This is a genomic window from Acinetobacter sp. MD2(2019) (genome assembly GCF_035615615.1).
Lineage (GTDB): Bacteria > Pseudomonadota > Gammaproteobacteria > Pseudomonadales > Moraxellaceae > Acinetobacter.
The window spans coordinates 1-637 of the sequence record NZ_VTDU01000069.1; the positions used below are offsets into that span (position 1 = coordinate 1).

The window sequence follows — 637 nt, forward strand, 5'->3', positions numbered from 1 at the left end:
GTTTTAAAAATATTTATTATTTTTTGTATTAAAATTTGTTGCATATTATTAAATAGGATTTTATTATTTTAATTAATCCGAAACGGGGTAAATAAAAATGTTGAAAAAAATATTAGTGGTTTCATTATTGGCAGCATCTTCAGCAACATTTGCTGGAAATTGGCAAGTAAAAGTGGGCGGCAGTGTTGTTGCACCTTCAAAAAATGATAATACGTTATTGAATGGCGCATTAACTAATGTAAAAGCAAGTAATGAATATGCGTTCACGCCGTCTGTAGAATACTTTTTTGGCGATAGTGGTCTTTCAACCGAATTATTATTGGCTACACCGCTAAAACATGATGTGACTGCTTCTGGTGAAAAAATTGCATCGTTTAAGCAATTACCACCAACATTAACGCTTAAATATAACTTCAAAAATTCAACAGGATTCACGCCATATGTAGGTGTGGGTGCAACTGCTGTAATTATTTGGGGCGAAAAAATTGATGGCGCTAAGTTAAAAGCAGATGACTCTTTTGGTGTTGCAGGACAAGTTGGTTTTAACTTTAAACCTGCCGATGCGAAAAACTGGGGTGTTTTTGCCGACGTACGCTACGCTGATGTCAGCTCTGACCTAAAACTTAATGGCGCTAAA

General features: G+C 35.3%; 1 protein-coding gene. It reads left to right on the plus strand.

The window, feature by feature from the left end; translation table 11 throughout:
• Positions 1-97 precede the first annotated feature (97 nt).
• On the plus strand, positions 98-637 hold a 540-nt coding region (locus I2F62_RS13100), incomplete at its 3' end, for an OmpW/AlkL family protein (protein WP_324627420.1).